Below are 16,871 nucleotides of genomic sequence, written 5' to 3'. Positions count from 1 at the left end.
TTCAATGTACGCTTATTTTTTTATAGATACAAGATTGGGGAAATAAAAAACTGCCGAGCGTTTTTTGCTGAGCTGAACAGATTTAGCTAAATGTTAAGCTGTGTAAAGAATGATCGACAAATTGCTACATATTTAAGCAGGGCTTAGGTCTAAGCTAAATAGAATTAAAAGCTTAGTGTCTTAAAAATTAAGGGATATCGACTTAAGGTTTGTTGAGATTTCATAAATGGATTGCGCTGTAAGCTGACATTGAGCAGATGAGGTATGAAACAAAGGGAAGAGCAAAACTATTGCCCGGTTTCATAACAAAATCTGAGCTGGTTTGAGCTGCTGCCTTTCAGGACGAGCATGTTTTTTGCTGCTATCTCGTTATGAGTCATTCATTGAGAGTGACTAAATTGCCTGTCTTATATCAGCTAAAAATCTTGCGAAATATACTTTTCATGTCGCAGACATAGGTGAGTTGTCAACAAACCCTAATAACTTATTCATAGGTGAAACTTATGAGCTTGGGTCTAACTGCATTAGAATTAGCGCGGATACAGTTTGCCTTTACTGTGTCCTTTCACATCATTTTTCCTGCCATTTCTATTGGGTTAGCCAGTTTCTTAGCAATATTGGAATGGCGCTGGCTAAGAACCCGAAACCCGATTTATCAGGACCTGTTTAAATTCTGGGTCAAAATCTTCGCGGTGGCCTTTGGCATGGGCGTCGTTTCCGGCGTGGTCATGAGCTATCAGTTCGGTACCAACTGGAGTGAATTTTCCCGGATCGCGGGCAGTGTAACCGGTCCTTTACTGGCTTATGAAGTGCTTACAGCCTTCTTTTTGGAAGCTGGTTTCTTGGGCATCATGTTGTTTGGCTGGGGGCGAGTGGGGCCGCGTGCTCACTTTTTCTCGACCTTGATGGTGGCCGTCGGTACCTGTATCTCGATGTTCTGGATTTTATCTTCAAACAGCTGGATGCAGACTCCACAAGGCTTTGCGATTGAAAATGGCATTATTGTGCCACAGGACTGGCTCGCTATCGTATTTAACCCATCCTTTCCTTATCGGCTGGCCCATATGGCCATTGCTGCCTTTTTAGTCTCGGCCTTGCTGGTCGCGGGTACGGCAGCTTGGCATCTGATTAAAGGGCGGCGTGATGCTCTGGTAAAAACGTCATTTTCCATGGCAATGTGGCTGATTCTGGTGCTTTCACCTTTACAGGTGTTCATTGGAGATCTACACGGTCTGAATACCCTTAAACATCAGCCAGTCAAACTGGCTGCCATGGAAGGGCATTGGGAAACCAATCACGATGGTGGAATGCCACTTTACCTGTTCGGTATACCGGACATGCAAGCCGAAAAAACCAAATATGCGATCGGGATTCCGAATGTGGGCAGTCTGATTTTGACGCATTCGATGGATGGAAAAGTAACCGGTCTGAAGGATTTTGCGCCTGAAGACCGGCCAAATTCACTGATTGTATTCTGGAGCTTCCGGATTATGGTGGGGCTGGGCATATTGATGCTTTTGCTGGCTTTATGGGGTGCTTGGGCGCGTCAACGAGGACGCTTCTATGAGTCTCGTAGCCTGCACCGATTTGCGCTGATTATGGGACCGTCCGGTTTTATCGCCTTGCTTGCGGGATGGTTTACCACAGAAGTCGGCCGTCAGCCATGGGTGGTCTATGGCGTGATGCGTACCCGTGATGCACTATCTCCGGTGTCGGCAGAACAGGTCGGTTTGACCTTGATTATCTTTGTACTGGTATATTGTGTAGTTTTTGGGATTGGGATTTATTACATACTCCGTCTCATGCATAAAGGCCCGGAATTTATTCATTCCGCACCGGAAGATAAAACAGATAGTGCCGTCATTCAGGCTTCCCGTCGACCTCTCAGCAGTATTCGTGAACGCATTGAAGATGTGACAGAAGACCCAGATCAGGGGGATAAAAAATGATTGATTTATCACTAGTTTGGATTGTCATCATTGCTATTGGCGTATTTATTTATGTCATTATGGATGGCTTTGATTTGGGTATTGGTATCTTATTTCCCTTCTTTTCACATCAGGATGAGCGCGATGTGATGATGAATACCGTGGCACCTGTATGGGATGGAAATGAGACCTGGATGGTGCTTGGTGGAGCAGGGCTGTTTGCAGCCTTTCCACTGGCCTATGCAACGGTATTATCTGCTTTATATATGCCGATTATTCTCATGGTTATTGCCCTGATTTTTCGTGGGGTCGCGTTTGAATTCCGCTTTAAGGCCCAACATAGCAAACACTGGTGGGATAAAGCCTTTATTTGGGGCTCTACCTTGACCAGCTTCCTGCAAGGCGTAATCCTGGGAGCCTATATTCAGGGAATAGAAACACGTAATGGCGTATATGTAGGTGGTGGATTAGATTGGTTGACGCCATTTAGTTTATTCACAGGCGTGGGTGTGGTTGTCATGTATGCTGCACTAGGGTGTGGATGGCTAATCTTTAAAACTGGTGACAGCCTGCAGGATCGTATGTACCAGCTAATGCCAAAGCTGATTATTGCCTTGCTGATCATTCTGGGCGCAGTCAGTATTTATACGCCGTTGACCCATCCGGCAATTGCCGAGCGCTGGTTCAGTCAACCGCAGTTAACCTATTTTATGCCAGTACCGGTTCTAGTCTTGCTCTTTACCTGGTTGGCTTTACGCGCCTGTAAAAAACGCAGTGAATTAGGGCCATTTTCCTATATGCTAATTCTGGTATTTCTGGCTTATAGCGGATTTTTAATCAGTTTATGGCCTTATATTATTCCGCCATCTGTGACCATCTGGCAGGCCGCAGCTCCTGAAAATAGCCAGTTATTTACTCTGATTGGTGCCTTACTGTTAATTCCAATCATTATTATTTATACCGGTATGTCGTATTGGGTGTTCCGTCACAAAGTCCGTGTGGGTGATGATGGGTATCATTGAGGAGCAATCATGAAAGGCAAACAGCTATTATGGTTTGTCGGCTTGTGGCTGGCAGGATTTCTCACTCTGGCACTAATTGCAGGCGCTTTTCGCTTTCTGGTGCATTTGGCTTATTAGATTTCACTAGCAAAGTGATCATGATGTATAGATCACTTTGCTAGGTTAAGAATAGATAAATCAGGATTTTTGCTGCTTTCGGTACACACTCGGGCGAATTGGGCGGCTACTTTTCCATAATCCTTTTTTCTGTTTTTTGGCCTTGTTTTGTAGCTGAAGCATATAAGTCAAATGATGCTTATCATGGATATATTCTTCGTAGACCCAAGCTGCACCACGTTTGATAATTTCTTCATTAATATTCTTGCGGTAACGGTAAACTATCCCAACACAGCGGCCATAGCGATCAATATCGGTAATTTTGACCCGTACGATCTTATTTTGCACCATACTTTTCACCAGACGTTGGGATTCTTTACCATAGGCCTGCTTGGATTCGGGAGCATCCACATGGGCAAAGCGCAATTTGGTTTCAGAGCGTCTGACATTGAAGCGGTAGCAGGTTAGGGTATCGCCATCACTAACGCTTCGGACTCTGCACCAATATTTTTTATTTTTTTTAAACGGGCGAAAGAGATCCTTTAAATAAACCACAAATTTATAAAGCAGATAATAAGAAAAGCATAATAAAACCAGGCCCAGCATAATTTGCCAGGTGAGAGAAAGATGTAACAAGAGCAAGATCCAAATCAGCAGAAATTAGCGCAAGAACAGCGCTAAAAGTTAAGACATTTTAGATTAAAGCCTGCATGAGAGTAGCTTAAAAGCTAAGCAGTCAGTATTTAGATGTGTACTTAGAAATAGCCTAAGTCTAAATATAGAGCCAAAAATTGTTTCATAAATAATAAGATTTCCTAAATAGCCTAAGCATCTTAATATTTAACAAATAAAAATAGCCTAAGCAAAAATTTTAGAAATTTCATTTCTCAAAAATCGATGTCTTTTATTTTCTTCCAGATCCTTATGCCAATACATCCCCATATTGATATGCGGCAGTTTCACAGGCACATTAAAAATATTAAGTGTATGTTCAATCTGTAAATGACTCACAATATTCTGTGGCAGAGTAAGCATGGCAGTAGGATACTGCTGCAAAACTTGCAGAGCAGTTGAATAATGCTGACAGCGCAAGAAAATCTGCCGCGATAGTTGCTTGCGACTTAAATATAAATCTTCAATCAATACACCAGTACGACGTGAAGAAACGCCAATATGAGGTGAGGCCAGATAAATATGTTCAGACATTTCGGTTTGCTGCGTACACACCACAAACTGGTCCTGAATCAAACGTTCAAACTTGATTTTTTCACCCAAGACCTGTTCCAAGTCAATCACAAAATCAACTTGCTGGGCAGCCAGATCAGCAATGATATTTTTTCGGTCGAGCTTGATGCTACTGAACTGGATTTCTGGATTAAATTGCTGAAAATGTGCAACTAGTTTAGGAAAAACCATCGGTTCAATTTCATCATGTACCGCAATTTTTAAACTTTGCGCTGCTTTAGGCTCAAACACCTGATGCGGTATTGAAATATTCTGTATCGTGATGAGTGCACGTTTAATTTCAGGATAAATCTGTTCAGCCAAGGGCGTAGGTTGCATTTTGGCACTAGTACGGACAAACAGATCATCCTGTAGTTGCCGTCTTAAACGCTGTAAGGCATGACTGGCTGCGGACTGGGTAATTGAGAGAATATGGGCTGCCTTTGAAATACTCTTTTGCTCAAATACCGCAATAAAAAGCGGATATAAATTAATGTCTATACCATGAAAAGCACGTAAATCCATGGTGGCTTTGTGATGAATATAATTCATAATGTTGTATTGAATAAAATCATTTTATTCATAATAGTTTTTGGGTTAATGTCTTGTAAAGCAAAATAATCATATTCAGAGGAAGCAGCATGTTTGAATTATCAGCACGTGCACAAGACTATATTGAGCGTACCAAACAATTTATTAAAAATGAAATCGAGCCGATTGAAGCGGATTTCTGGCAAAAACTGCATGAACTCAATCAGGGTGGTGATTGGACTACTTGGCAATGGCCTGCTGAACTAGAAACCTTAAAAGCCAAAGCCAAAACTGCCGGCCTATGGAATATGTTTTTGCCTTGCCCAGAGCTGGGCCAGGGTCTATCCGTTCAAGAATATGCGCATATTGCTGAGCTTTCCGGACGTAGTCTGATTGCACCAACGGTATTTAACTGTAATGCACCAGATAGCGGCAATATGGAGGTCTTATGGCGTTATGGTTCAGAAGCCCAAAAACAGCAATGGCTAATGCCTTTATTAGAAGGAAAAATCCGTTCCGTATTCTGTATGACTGAACCTGCAGTAGCTTCGAGTGATGCGACCAATATGCAGGCTACGGCGGTGGTGGAGGGTGAGGAAATTGTATTGAATGGCCGCAAATGGTGGTCTTCAGGTCTGGGCGATCCTAATGCTAAAATTATTATCTTTATGGCGCATACCCCAGATGCAAGCAAGGACCGTCATCATCAGCACTCAATGGTCTTGGTTCCGATAAATACGGCGGGTGTTAAAATTGAACGAATGCTGCCAGTATTCGGTGATTATGATGCACCGCATGGTCATGGCGAAATCAGTTTTGACAATGTACGTGTCCCGGTTTCAAACTTTATTGGCGGTGCAGGTCAAGGCTTTGAAATTGCGCAAGGTCGCTTGGGCCCGGGACGTATTCATCATTGCATGCGTTGTATTGGAGCCGCAGAAAAATCTCTGGAGTTGATGATTGATCGTGGCATGACGCGTACTGCGTTTGGTAAGGAAATCTTAAAACTGGGCGGTAATCTGGAGCGCGTTGCAGAAGCACGTGTGGCCATAGATCAGGCACGACTTTTGACCTTGTATGCTGCCTATAAAATGGATACTTTAGGAAACATGGCTGCACTGACTGAAATCTCGGCAATTAAAGTGGTTGCACCAAGTGTGCTGGAAAAAGTGGTGGATATGGCAATCCAGATCCACGGCGGTGCCGGAGTGTCTCGTGATACGCCATTGACAGGATTTTTTGCCCAGGCACGTTCTTTACGTTTGGCCGATGGCCCAGATGAGGTGCATAAAGGCATGATTGCCAAACTGGAACTGGCAAAACGTGGATATAGTACGCGCCGTCAAAAAGATTAAATTAGAGAAATAGTTGTTGAGACTTCTTACAATTTGCCTAAAAAAGTTGCTAGGAATAGAAAATCAATTAGGTATAAATAAGTAAGTTAAGAAGTCTTTTAAAATTGAAGATTTAGGGAAATAAAAATGTCAGTTATTGATGTGGCTGGAAATGTCCGTACAGGTGAAGAGCTAGACGTAATTGCGGTAGAGCATTGGCTAAAAACACAAGGTGTCGATTTACAAGGCCAGGTGGAAGTTACTCAATATTCTGGTGGCGCTTCAAACTGGACATATCGTCTGAAATATAGCAATGCCGATTTAATTCTGCGCCGTCCGCCTAAAGGCACCAAAGCCAAGTCTGCCCATGATATGGCACGTGAATATCACGTGCAAAAAGCATTGGCCGAGTATTATCCGGTTGTACCTGAAATGCTGGCACTTTGTCAGGATGAGTCCATCATTGGTTGTGATTTCTATGTTATGAATCGCATTGAAGGGATTATTCCACGTGCCAATTTACCCATAGAGCTGGACTTTGATGAATTGCAGGTTCGGGAATTATGTATCAATGTAATCGACAAATTGATCGAGTTACATCAAGTGCCTTATGAAGGTACGGAACTGGAAAAATTAGGTAAGGGGGCAGGCTATTGCCGTCGTCAGGTCGAAGGTTGGGATGGTCGCTATGAAAAGGCCAAAACCATCAATGTGCCTTCGTTTAGATATGTACGAAACTGGCTTAAAGACAATATTCCGGCGGATTCAAAAACCTGTGTGATTCATAATGACTGGCGTTTTGACAATGTCATTTTAGATCCGAACAATCCGACTCAGGTAATTGGCGTACTGGATTGGGAAATGGCAACGCTGGGTGATCCGTTAATGGATTTGGGTTCAGCTTTGGCTTATTGGGTAGAAGATACAGACAACAAACTTTTTAAGGCGACCCGCCGTCAGCCGACTAATCTAAAAGGCATGCTGAGCCGTAAAGAAGTCGTGGAATATTATCTGGAAAAAACAGGTTTACAGGCCGATAACTGGACATTTTATGAGGTGTTCGGCATTTTCCGTCTAGCTGTCATCGCCCAGCAGATTTATTACCGTTATTACCATAAACAAACCACTAATCCTGTATTTAAGGACTTCTGGGTGATCATTCATGCGTTGCATATTCGTGCTTTAAAACTGATTGGTTTACAGAAAATTGAAGCCAATGAATTGGCGCAAAAATATATCGCCAAATTTAAGGATTTGATGCCGTCATGACCACCATTTATCTGATTCGCCACGGTCAAGCCTCTTTTGGGGCAAAAAGTTATGATCAGCTTTCCCCAAATGGTGAATTACAAGCGAAATTATTGGGACAATATTTTGACCAGATTTTAAAAGAAGCGCCTTATGTGATAGCTGGCTCCATGCAACGCCATCAGCAAACGGCGCAGCTATGTCTAGATCAGTGCTTTCCGGAAAGTAAAATCATAACGGATTCTGTCTGGAACGAGTTTAACCATCAGCAGGTTTTTGCCCAATACGAGCCGCGTTTCAATGAACCGGAACTACTTAAAGAGGATGTTGAAAAACATGCCAATCCGCGGGCATATTTGAGTAAAATCTTTGAAGGTGCGATTGAACGCTGGACCGGTGGTGACTATCACCATGAATATGAAGAAGCATGGCCGGATTTTAAGCAGCGAGTGGAAGGCGGATTACAGAATTTATGTGATCAACTGGCTGCCTCTCAACCGCGTTATGCAGTGGTGTTTACGTCAGGTGGGGTCATTTCTGTTGCAGCAGGGAAAATTCTCGGTCTGAGTCCCACTAAAACCTTTGCCCTGAATTGGGCGATTGCCAATACCAGCATGACCACGCTGCGTTTGGTGGGCAATGAACCTCAGCTTTTAAGCTTAAATGAGCATCACTATATCAAGGCAAAGCGTCCAGATTTGCTGACTTGGATTTAATCCATTAAAAATAAGGTAAAAGGTATACACATGACAAAAACAATTTTAATTACGGGTGCAAGTTCAGGGATTGGTGCCGGGATGGCACGTGAATTCGCACAAAAAGGCTATAATCTGGCAATCTGTGCGCGCCGTTTGGAGCGTCTGGAGGCATTAAAGCAGGAGCTTGAAAGCCAGTATGGCATCAAAGTGATTGCAAAAACTCTGGATGTCACCAATTACGATCAGGTTTTTGAAGTCTTCCGTGCTTTTAAAGAAGAATTTGGCACCCTTGACCGGATTATTGTCAATGCTGGGGTTGGTGAAGGCCGCCGGATTGGTAAAGGTAATTTTGCAATCAACAGGGCCACTGTTGAAACCAACTTCATATCCGCTTTGGCACAATGTGAAGCGGCGGTAGAGATTTTCCGTGCTCAAAATTCAGGTCATCTGGTGATGATTTCTTCCATGAGCGCAATGCGTGGTATGCCAAAACATTTGACGGCGTATGGAGCAAGCAAGGCAGGTGTTGCTCATCTGGCAGAAGGCATCCGTGCAGAGTTGATTAATACACCGATTAAAGTGACCACCATTTTCCCGGGTTATATTCGCACCGAGCTAAATGAAGGTGCAAAAAAACTGCCTTTTGAAGTCGATGAAAAAACCGGTTCACATTTACTGGTCAAAGCTATTGAAAAAGCACCAGTTAAGGCTTACGTACCTCAGTGGCCTTGGTTGCCACTAGGTTTGGCGATGAAACTATTACCATTAAAACTGGTCAATAAACTTGGTTGATTGCAAAGCAATATTTAAAAAGAGGCGAGAAGAGCCTCTTTTTTTTATTTGAGATATTTTTGAGTTCTGGCCAAGCGTTCGACAGGATAAAAGCAGCAGCATTGATTCCATAATCATATTTTTATGAGTAGATGATTCAGTCCACCAGAAGCGATAAAATATATTAATATTCCAATAAAATCTGTGCCAAGAAAATAAATCATATGCTATTAAAAACCATTACTGTTGTGTTAATTCCGGTATTGGTGCTTCAGGGCTGGCGTGTCAAAAAAAATACGCTCAAACTTTCCGAACCTTTAGGAGAACGTGAAGGAGTTAGCGGAAAAGGAAAAAAGCTGTCCTTATTAATTCTGGGTGATTCTGCGGCAGCAGGTGTGGGGGTGGAGCATCAGGATGATGCCTTATTGGGGGCGATTTTAAAGCAATTAAAAAATGATTTTGAAATTGAATGGAAACTCCAGGCCAAAACTGGTGATACGACTTCTAAAGTCCTGCATGCCTTAGATGAGCTTGAAAAGCGTCATTATGATGTTGTTGTGACTTCAGTGGGAGTAAATGACGTCACTCAATTGATGTCGGCCAAAACCTGGATTAAAAAACAACACCAACTCTATGAAAAAATTCAGCAAAACTTTAGCCCCAAGCTGGTGATTGCAGCGGGTGTACCACCGATGCACCTATTTCCAGCCTTGCCTCATCCTTTGGCCTGGTTATTTGGACAATATGCTCAAAAGATGAATCAGCAACTGGCCAGGCTTGTAGGGGAGCAAAATAATATGCAATGGATTGAATATGATCTTGAAAAATATCAGCAATTAAATTTACAGATGGCGCAGGATGGCTTTCATCCGAGCAAGGAAGTTTATACACTTTGGGGACAAGAAGTAACTCACAGGATTCGCCAGGCATTTTAAACTAACCGAAATGCCTGAATTTGGAATAGTTTATGTCGGATATTGAAACCCATCCATTCCTACCATTTTTACCACCGAATGCCGAATTATTGATGTTAGGCAGTTTTCCACCACCTCCTACACGCTGGAAAATGGACTTCTATTATCCAAATTTTAATAATGATATGTGGCGAATTTTCGGATTAATCTTTTTTGACAATAAAGACTATTTTCTGGATTTACCGAATAAAAAATTTCAGGAGGCTTTAATCCGGGAGTTTTTAACCGAAACAGGGATTGCGATTTTTGACAGTGGCTATCAGATTAGACGTCTGAAAGGCAATGCTTCAGATAAGTTTCTGGAAATTATCGTACCGGCTAATTTACAGGAGTTGTTGAAGAAAATACCTAAATGTAATCATATTATGACCACTGGTGACAAAGCGACTGACACCTTGATGCTCTCCATGCCGGAAGGAACCTTGAAACCCAGTATTGGCCAACCCACCCAGGCTCACTTTTTAGGTCGTGATTTTTATTTATACCGAATGCCATCTTCGTCCCGTGCTTATCCTTTGTCTGTAGAGAAAAAAGCTGAAAGCTACCGGAGGATGTTTGAACATGTTGGCTTAATTTAAATTTACGATTTTAAAATAATTGGTCATTCGTGTTCTTTCATGGTCGCAGAAGCTTAGGGAGAAGCTCTTATCACAAGCTCCTCATCCTCTCTTTTGGAGCATGTTCCTCCTACCACCACCGGAAGAAAAACTTTAAATACTCATGAACAACACACTAAGCATCATATTCCACATAATCCCACAAATTAAGTCGTGCTTTTATTTCCTTGCGTATATGCGGCAGCATCGGTAATAGGCTGCCATCAATCCATAGGCTTAAGGCTTGTGCAGAAAGTAATTGCTGCTGTTCATCAATTAACTGGGCGCCTTTTACCACGACTAGAGTTTCTTCTGAAGCTTCGGTTTCTATCCCCTTAAAGAGTACCTGCAACTCATAACCGGTATCCTGAATCAGCCATTCCAGCTCTATCTGGATATTTTCACTAGATTTTAGGACGGCTTGACCTTCTATTAGGTCCGAATTAGATAAACAGTCATGTTCGACTCGAATTTTGCTCAGGAACCATTCCTGTTGCGATAGATCCTGAAGAGTTTTTACGGGTATAAGAATATCACTGAGCTTAAACTGACGGCTTAAATCAAAAAATTGCATGGGAGAAAATGGCAAAAATTCGCAAAATACTAAAAACCAAGATTTTAAAGCACCGCCTCGCTACTGTACAATATTTTGGTGCAGTTTCTTTCTTTTGGTCGATTTATATTCAGCTGTTTAAAGTCAGTTTTATTTTTCAATGCCTCTTTTCGTTAATTGTGCTGATAATGTCATTACATCATCCATTCAATAGGAAGATAAGACACTGCTTTCATCGCAAAACGCTGGAATTTAGTAGATTCCGGATCGTATGAATATTCTGTACTTGAACCATCTTTATGGTGATCGAGCCAAATGACTTCACCTTGTGAATCGAGTTTGAGCTCATAGGCGATTTGCGGTAAATATGTATTTAAAGCCGTAGAAATCTGATTTTGTAAAAGATCAGATTCGACCACCAATCCCACTTCGGTGTTTAAATTGGCTGAGCGTGGATCAAAATTAAAAGAACCAATAAATACCATGCCGTCAATATCAAAAAATTTGGCATGCAAACTGGATGCATTTTTACCCTTAGCGGGAATTACATTACCGGTCACTATCTCGTACCAGGTTCTTTTGGTGCGTTCTATATAGGGTTTAAACTCATACAGTTTTACGCCATTTTTCAGTAAATCTTGGCGATATTGCTGATAGAAAGCATGAACCAAAGGCACATCATTGGCTAAAAATGAATTGGTCAATACCCGAACATTGACCCCATTTTGAACTAAAGTCGCCAAATAGTCTGCGCCTTTACGGGTAGGCACAAAATAAGCCGAAACCAGTTCCAGGTGCTGTTTGGGTTCTCCCATAATATTGATCATCTGCCTGTAAATCAGTTGATCTGGGGAAGCTTGACCACGAATTTTATCGGGGGCATCGGCCACAAAATATGCTTTTGCCCAGTTCATTTTACGGGCTTTTAAATGCTCATTGATCTGTTGTGCAGCAAGTTCAATGCGGCTCTTTAACTGGTCTTTTTGTAAGGCCGTCAATTCATAATATTTGCGTAATCTAGCCAGTTGTTCAGGGTGGCCTTCACCTAATAGTTGCGGAACCGGATAACTTAAATCGTCATGCCAAAACTGGTGGAAAACTGTATTGGCATGCTTGACCGCAGTACCATAAAACAAAATATCCATATCGGTAAATTGGAAGTTGTCACTGGCTTCGAAATACTCGCGGCTGATGTTGCGACCACCAGTAACGGCAATAGCGCCATCTGCAATGATCAGTTTATTGTGCATACGATGATTGATATTTTTGAATCGGAATGCGTAGTCAATCACCCGTAGTTTTCTAAATTTATAGGGATTAAAAATTTTAATTTCAAAGTTGGGATGCTGGGCTAATTGTTTGAGGTTGGAGTCCAGCTGAGTTCCATTTTGGTCATCAATCAATAAACGGACCTTGACACCACGATCTGCTGCCTTGAGCAGTTCAGCCAGCATGAGCTGTCCAATCGAATCATCTTCCCAAATATAATATTGTAAATCGAGATTGTACTGTGCTTTGTTAATCAGATGCAGTCGCGATGCGATGCTAATAAAGGCATCATCCAAAGCCAAATAAGCACTTAAACCTTGGGCGAGCTGTTCATCCACCTTTGCACCATTTAACCAATGCTCAGCATGAGCCTGAATAGGCAATTGCTTTTGTGATTCATTCATAGGCAAACTGCATCCTGTCAAAGTAATGACTACAGATGAAAGTAAAGCAGCTTGAGTGCGTGGTTTAATCTGCATATTTATTATGAAGTCATTAAGTTATCAATATATTAACATCATGTTAATGGTTGAATCCGATAATAAAAAGAGGTTACTGTAGCTCAACTGTTAAAGAACTAAATGAAGGATGAGTTATCTATGAAATCACGTGCAGCGGTCGCATTTGGTCCAGGTCAACCTTTGGAAATTGTTGAAATTGATGTTGCTCCACCGCAAAAAGGTGAAGTATTGGTTAAAATCACGCATACGGGAGTATGCCATACTGATGCATTTACTTTGTCCGGCGATGATCCTGAAGGAGTTTTTCCTGCTGTTTTAGGTCATGAAGGTGCAGGGGTTGTGGTAGAAGTCGGTGAAGGCGTAACCAGCGTGAAACCGGGGGACCATGTTATTCCGCTTTATACCGCAGAATGTGGTGAATGTTTATTCTGTCAGTCAGGTAAAACTAATTTGTGTGTAGCTGTCCGTGCAACTCAGGGCAAAGGCCTGATGCCTGATGGCACAACTCGTTTTTCTTATCAGGGCCAGCCGATTTATCACTATATGGGCTGCTCGACTTTTAGTGAATATACCGTCGTTGCTGAAGTCTCTTTAGCAAAAATCAACCCTGAAGCTAATCATGAACAGGTCTGTTTGCTGGGCTGTGGTGTAACGACAGGCTTGGGAGCAGTAAAAAATACCGCCAAAGTTCAAGAGGGAGATACCGTTGCGGTATTTGGTTTAGGCGGAATTGGTTTGGCCGTAGTTCAAGGTGCCAAGAAAGCCAAAGCCAGCCGTATTATTGCCATTGATACCAATCCTGAAAAATTCAAATTGGCTGAACAATTTGGTGCAACAGAATTCTTAAACCCAAAAGATTATGATCGTCCCATTCAAGAGGTGATTGTTGAAAAAACTGGCTGGGGAGTCGACCATTCTTTTGAATGTATTGGCAATACCAATGTGATGCGTTCGGCATTAGAGTGTGCGCATCGTGGCTGGGGACAATCGATTATTATTGGTGTGGCTGGGGCAGGTCAGGAAATTTCGACCCGTCCATTCCAGCTAGTTACAGGTCGTAGCTGGAAAGGAACCGCTTTTGGTGGGGTGAAAGGCCGTTCACAATTACCAGGTATGGTGGAAGAAGCCATGCAGGGGGATATTCAGCTTGAGCCTTTTGTAACTCATACTATGCCACTTGAGCAGATCAATGAAGCATTTGACTTGATGCACGAAGGCAAGTCAATTCGCAGTGTCATTCATTTTGACTAAGTCATTTGACTCAAAAGACCGGCTTTGACCGGTCTTTTTTTATATTTTTGCTTCCAGATACATTTGCCTATTAAAGCAGCACATAGATTAACTGAAAAAACACAAGCCTTCTAAGGTGATTACATGACATATGTTTATATTAGGAACTATTGACACTTCTTTTCTATGTTTGCAGCATCGCATATTTTTTTAGCTGCTATAAGACATGAGACATGAAATTTAGCCCTTTTGAATGAATGACTCATCACGAGATAGCAGCAACAAATATGCTGGTCCTAAAAGGCTGCAGCTAAAACCCTTTCAGTTTGCGCTGCACCACAATCCATTTATGAAATGTCAATAGTTTCTGATAAGAGCGTATTTATACGTGATTAAAACCATTTTAAAAAATAAGGATAAGCACTATGTCGAATGATAATTTTGATCGTGATGCAATAAAGAACTCTCCAAAGGAAGTCCGGGATGATTTAAATGCCGATCCAATTACCGGTGAACCCGGTGCTCATCCGGTTGGGACAGGTGTTGGTGCTGCCGGTGGTGCAGCAGCAGGTGCAGCTGTTGGTGCTGCCGGTGGGCCTGTCGGAGCAGTCGTCGGTGGCGTAGTGGGGGCAGTCGTCGGAGGTCTTGCAGGTAAAGAAGTCGGTGAAGCGATAAATCCGACTGAAGAAGCCGCTTATTGGCGTGAAAATTCAGTACATACCCCTTATTATTCAGAAGCACGTAGCACTTATAGTGATCTGGATTATGACCGTGACTATGACATAGCTTATCGTGTGGGTTATGAAAATCGCGGGGCTTATGATGCCAATACCCGTTTTGAAGATGCCGAGTCTGATCTGAAGCTCAAATGGGAACAAATGAAAGGTGAATCACGTCTGACCTGGGAACAGGCAAAATATGCAGTACGTGATGCATGGAACCGCGTGACACGCTAATTCTGCTTGTTTAGCAACGAAATGCTGCAAAATTGACAAGACCTGCTTGGATTCAGTGCTTGTCAATTTTGCACTGAGTTGACCAATAATCGGATTAATAAGTAAAAATCATCTAACTCATAAAGATTTTTTTTGTATTTTAGGCTTGTCAAACCGGTTCAGAGCGCGTATTTTAAGTTAAGAACCACATTTTATGAACAGACATAAACATGTTAAAGCAACCTATCATTTCAAACGTTTATTTTTATTTTTGGCAGTTTAGATAATTGCCTGAATGCGTTTGGGCGATGAAAAGGTTGCCCACCAGTTGATACCTGATCGGCAACCCTGATCAGGTTTTTTTATGCATGTAATTTAACAATTTTTTCGGAGACAGCCATGACCAACTTTAACTATTCATACTTTAGCAACTTTTATTGGTCTTATTTTAGCCAGTTAGTAACTCTTTCGATTTCTTCGATCAGACCCATAACGCTCAAATAAAAGTTCGGACTGAGTAGCAGTCCCAGGATGAAAAGTCATGAATACCGCAAATACATTAGTAAAAAATCAAACAGAAACAATTCTAAGCTTACCCCAGCAGCTTAAGCAGCACTTGCCACTGTCTCCTCAGTTGACTGCTCAGGTGGTTGAACATCGCCAAGTTATTCAAAATATTCTAGCCGGTAAGGATCAGCGTTTGCTGGTGATTACCGGACCCTGTTCCATTCATGACGAAGCTTCTGCACTGGATTATGCAAAAAAATTAAAACAGCTCCAGACTCAAGTTGCCGACCAGATTTTTCTGGTCATGCGGGCCTATATTGAAAAACCACGTACCACCGTTGGCTGGAAGGGCTTTCTCTACGATCCCAATCTGGATGGCTCTTCTGATATGCAGCTTGGCTTGGAAAGATCACGTGCACTTTACTTAAATATCCTTGAGATGGGTTTGCCGATTGCCTCAGAGGTCTTAAGTCCTATGGCAACGGTATATTTCGATGATCTTTTGGCTTGGGGTGCGATTGGGGCTCGTACCAGTGAATCCCAGATTCATCGTGAAATTTCCAGCCATATGCCTTATAGCATTGGTTTCAAAAATGGTACCGATGGTTCTATTCAGATTGCACTGGATGCCATCCAATCTGCGTCTAAGCCACATCAGTTCTTAGGCATGAGCCAGTCGGGGCTGCCTTGTATGATTCACTCAGCGGGTAATCCTCAGGCTCATCTTATTCTGCGTGGTTCAAATAATGGGCCAAATTACCAGTTGGCCGACATTGAAAAGATCAAGGCTCAGCATGCAGCAGAGTTGCCCGCTTTGGTAATTGATTGCAGTCATGGAAACAGCTCGAAAAATCCATTACTACAGCCGCAAGTGCTGCATACGATTGTGACAGAACGTCTGAAAACCAATGTGCGCGGAGTGATGCTGGAAAGCCATTTAATAGATGGTAACCAGAAAATTTCTACGGAGATGCAATATGGCCAGTCGGTGACTGATGGCTGTCTGGGCTGGGAGAAAACCGAGCAGCTTTTACTGGAAGTGGCTCATACTCTGGCATCGACTTGTTTAAAACGTAGCGCTTAAATTCAGAGAACAGGACTTTCTTTCCTGAGGAAAGTCCTGTTTGTTTAGCGCTTGATCTGCTTTATAAAAGATAAATATGACATTTATCACACCTTTAAAATAATATTTTTATTGTCAGTAAATTATTTTGTCTCCGGACATAAAGCATTGCACAATTCGTAAAAAATCATTGATTCAATTTTTTTATTGATTTATTACCGCAGATTTTCCGCCAAGTATTAAATATCAAGGCCTGATAAAGCCTTTTAATCAGTAGGATTTAACTGGTAAAAAAACCAAGCTAGCAGACAGTTATTCTCAAGAAGAGCAAAAATCATTGTAAGTGCTAATCTAAGTAAAACTTCTCCTATAAGGTGTCCTGCCATTTATGTACACCCTTAAAATCTCGGCCTAAACTTCTAAAAAAACAG

The 16,871-nt window shown here is 42.1% G+C and carries 16 protein-coding genes; 12 read left to right on the top strand and 4 right to left on the bottom strand.

Going from position 1 to position 16,871, the window contains the following annotated elements; genetic code table 11:
• The first annotated feature begins 503 nt into the window (after positions 1-503).
• From NI467_RS07885 to NI467_RS07875, 3 genes are read left to right on the top strand one after another with little or no spacing between them, the layout of a single operon-like run.
• Entirely contained in the window at positions 504-1,949 is a 1,446-nt protein-coding gene (locus NI467_RS07885) for a cytochrome ubiquinol oxidase subunit I (RefSeq protein ID WP_253152150.1), read from the top strand.
• Positions 1,946-2,950 carry a cytochrome d ubiquinol oxidase subunit II gene (cydB, locus tag NI467_RS07880; RefSeq protein ID WP_151205199.1) on the top strand — a complete coding sequence of 335 codons (1,005 nt, stop codon included), beginning with the start codon at positions 1,946-1,948 and terminating at the stop codon, positions 2,948-2,950. The genes NI467_RS07885 and cydB overlap by 4 nt, the downstream gene beginning before the upstream one ends.
• A 9-nt stretch (positions 2,951-2,959) precedes the next feature.
• The gene (locus NI467_RS07875; protein WP_151205200.1) at positions 2,960-3,067 is read left to right on the top strand and encodes a DUF2474 family protein; all 108 of its coding nucleotides are present in this window, start codon (positions 2,960-2,962) and stop codon (positions 3,065-3,067) included.
• A gap of 60 nt (positions 3,068-3,127) precedes the next feature.
• On the opposite strand, the gene NI467_RS14805 is transcribed toward NI467_RS07875, so the two are convergent.
• Positions 3,128-3,652, bottom strand: a complete 525-nt coding sequence (locus NI467_RS14805; RefSeq protein ID WP_227548237.1) for a thermonuclease family protein — start codon at positions 3,650-3,652, stop codon at positions 3,128-3,130.
• A 252-nt stretch (positions 3,653-3,904) separates the two neighbouring features.
• Positions 3,905-4,822, bottom strand: a complete 918-nt coding sequence (locus NI467_RS07865; RefSeq protein ID WP_253152146.1) for a LysR family transcriptional regulator — start codon at positions 4,820-4,822, stop codon at positions 3,905-3,907.
• An 89-nt stretch (positions 4,823-4,911) separates the two neighbouring features.
• Here NI467_RS07865 and NI467_RS07860 point away from each other — a divergent pair, with 89 nt between their 5' ends.
• From NI467_RS07860 to NI467_RS07835, 6 genes are all read left to right on the top strand, one after another.
• Positions 4,912-6,156, top strand: coding sequence for an acyl-CoA dehydrogenase family protein (locus NI467_RS07860; protein WP_253152144.1), 1,245 nt, complete (start codon positions 4,912-4,914; stop codon positions 6,154-6,156).
• Positions 6,157-6,282: 126 nt separating this feature from the next.
• Positions 6,283-7,404 carry a phosphotransferase family protein gene (locus NI467_RS07855; RefSeq protein ID WP_253152142.1) on the top strand — a complete coding sequence of 374 codons (1,122 nt, stop codon included), beginning with the start codon at positions 6,283-6,285 and terminating at the stop codon, positions 7,402-7,404.
• A complete protein-coding gene (locus NI467_RS07850; RefSeq protein WP_151205205.1) occupies positions 7,401-8,099 on the top strand; it encodes a histidine phosphatase family protein in 699 nt (232 codons plus the stop codon). The genes NI467_RS07855 and NI467_RS07850 overlap by 4 nt, the downstream gene beginning before the upstream one ends.
• Positions 8,100-8,129: 30 nt before the next feature.
• Positions 8,130-8,873: an SDR family oxidoreductase gene (locus tag NI467_RS07845; RefSeq protein WP_151207677.1), complete on the top strand. Its 744-nt coding sequence runs from the start codon at positions 8,130-8,132 to the stop codon at positions 8,871-8,873.
• Positions 8,874-9,076: 203 nt separating this feature from the next.
• Positions 9,077-9,787, top strand: a complete 711-nt coding sequence (locus tag NI467_RS07840; RefSeq protein ID WP_253152141.1) for an SGNH/GDSL hydrolase family protein — start codon at positions 9,077-9,079, stop codon at positions 9,785-9,787.
• A gap of 32 nt (positions 9,788-9,819) precedes the next feature.
• The gene (locus NI467_RS07835) at positions 9,820-10,404 is read left to right on the top strand and encodes a uracil-DNA glycosylase family protein (protein ID WP_253152139.1); all 585 of its coding nucleotides are present in this window, start codon (positions 9,820-9,822) and stop codon (positions 10,402-10,404) included.
• Positions 10,405-10,558: 154 nt separating this feature from the next.
• On the opposite strand, the gene NI467_RS07830 is transcribed toward NI467_RS07835, so the two are convergent.
• Together NI467_RS07830 and NI467_RS07825 are read right to left on the bottom strand one after the other, a co-directional pair.
• Positions 10,559-10,996 (bottom strand): hypothetical protein, encoded by a 438-nt coding sequence (locus NI467_RS07830; protein WP_253152137.1) that lies wholly within the window; start codon positions 10,994-10,996, stop codon positions 10,559-10,561.
• Between the two features lie 173 nt (positions 10,997-11,169).
• Positions 11,170-12,723, bottom strand: a complete 1,554-nt coding sequence (locus tag NI467_RS07825; protein ID WP_253152135.1) for a phospholipase D family protein — start codon at positions 12,721-12,723, stop codon at positions 11,170-11,172.
• A 120-nt stretch (positions 12,724-12,843) separates the two neighbouring features.
• On the opposite strand from NI467_RS07825, the gene NI467_RS07820 reads away from it, so the two are divergent.
• The 3 genes from NI467_RS07820 to NI467_RS07810 all read left to right on the top strand — a co-directional run bounded on the left by NI467_RS07820 (position 12,844) and on the right by NI467_RS07810 (position 16,461).
• Positions 12,844-13,956 (top strand): S-(hydroxymethyl)glutathione dehydrogenase/class III alcohol dehydrogenase, encoded by a 1,113-nt coding sequence (locus NI467_RS07820; RefSeq protein WP_151207687.1) that lies wholly within the window; start codon positions 12,844-12,846, stop codon positions 13,954-13,956.
• A 404-nt stretch (positions 13,957-14,360) separates the two neighbouring features.
• Positions 14,361-14,891 carry a hypothetical protein gene (locus NI467_RS07815; protein ID WP_151207689.1) on the top strand — a complete coding sequence of 177 codons (531 nt, stop codon included), beginning with the start codon at positions 14,361-14,363 and terminating at the stop codon, positions 14,889-14,891.
• A 520-nt stretch (positions 14,892-15,411) separates the two neighbouring features.
• Entirely contained in the window at positions 15,412-16,461 is a 1,050-nt protein-coding gene (locus NI467_RS07810) for a 3-deoxy-7-phosphoheptulonate synthase (protein ID WP_253152134.1), read from the top strand.
• Positions 16,462-16,871: the final 410 nt, after the last annotated feature.

Source organism: Acinetobacter sp. S4397-1 (genome assembly GCF_024129285.1).
Lineage (GTDB): Bacteria > Pseudomonadota > Gammaproteobacteria > Pseudomonadales > Moraxellaceae > Acinetobacter > Acinetobacter lwoffii_C.
Note: the sequence above shows the minus strand (reverse complement) of the source record. Positions and strands in the feature narration are given on the sequence as shown.

Coding starts and splice junctions, on each gene's coding strand:
- NI467_RS07885 (WP_253152150.1), top strand. CDS start 504: ATGAGCTTGGGTCTAACTGCATTAGAATTAGCGCGGATACAGTTTGCC.
- cydB (WP_151205199.1), top strand. CDS start 1,946: ATGATTGATTTATCACTAGTTTGGATTGTCATCATTGCTATTGGCGTA.
- NI467_RS07875 (WP_151205200.1), top strand. CDS start 2,960: ATGAAAGGCAAACAGCTATTATGGTTTGTCGGCTTGTGGCTGGCAGGA.
- NI467_RS14805 (WP_227548237.1), bottom strand. CDS start 3,652: ATGCTGGGCCTGGTTTTATTATGCTTTTCTTATTATCTGCTTTATAAA.
- NI467_RS07865 (WP_253152146.1), bottom strand. CDS start 4,822: ATGAATTATATTCATCACAAAGCCACCATGGATTTACGTGCTTTTCAT.
- NI467_RS07860 (WP_253152144.1), top strand. CDS start 4,912: ATGTTTGAATTATCAGCACGTGCACAAGACTATATTGAGCGTACCAAA.
- NI467_RS07855 (WP_253152142.1), top strand. CDS start 6,283: ATGTCAGTTATTGATGTGGCTGGAAATGTCCGTACAGGTGAAGAGCTA.
- NI467_RS07850 (WP_151205205.1), top strand. CDS start 7,401: ATGACCACCATTTATCTGATTCGCCACGGTCAAGCCTCTTTTGGGGCA.
- NI467_RS07845 (WP_151207677.1), top strand. CDS start 8,130: ATGACAAAAACAATTTTAATTACGGGTGCAAGTTCAGGGATTGGTGCC.
- NI467_RS07840 (WP_253152141.1), top strand. CDS start 9,077: ATGCTATTAAAAACCATTACTGTTGTGTTAATTCCGGTATTGGTGCTT.
- NI467_RS07835 (WP_253152139.1), top strand. CDS start 9,820: ATGTCGGATATTGAAACCCATCCATTCCTACCATTTTTACCACCGAAT.
- NI467_RS07830 (WP_253152137.1), bottom strand. CDS start 10,996: ATGCAATTTTTTGATTTAAGCCGTCAGTTTAAGCTCAGTGATATTCTT.
- NI467_RS07825 (WP_253152135.1), bottom strand. CDS start 12,723: ATGCAGATTAAACCACGCACTCAAGCTGCTTTACTTTCATCTGTAGTC.
- NI467_RS07820 (WP_151207687.1), top strand. CDS start 12,844: ATGAAATCACGTGCAGCGGTCGCATTTGGTCCAGGTCAACCTTTGGAA.
- NI467_RS07815 (WP_151207689.1), top strand. CDS start 14,361: ATGTCGAATGATAATTTTGATCGTGATGCAATAAAGAACTCTCCAAAG.
- NI467_RS07810 (WP_253152134.1), top strand. CDS start 15,412: ATGAATACCGCAAATACATTAGTAAAAAATCAAACAGAAACAATTCTA.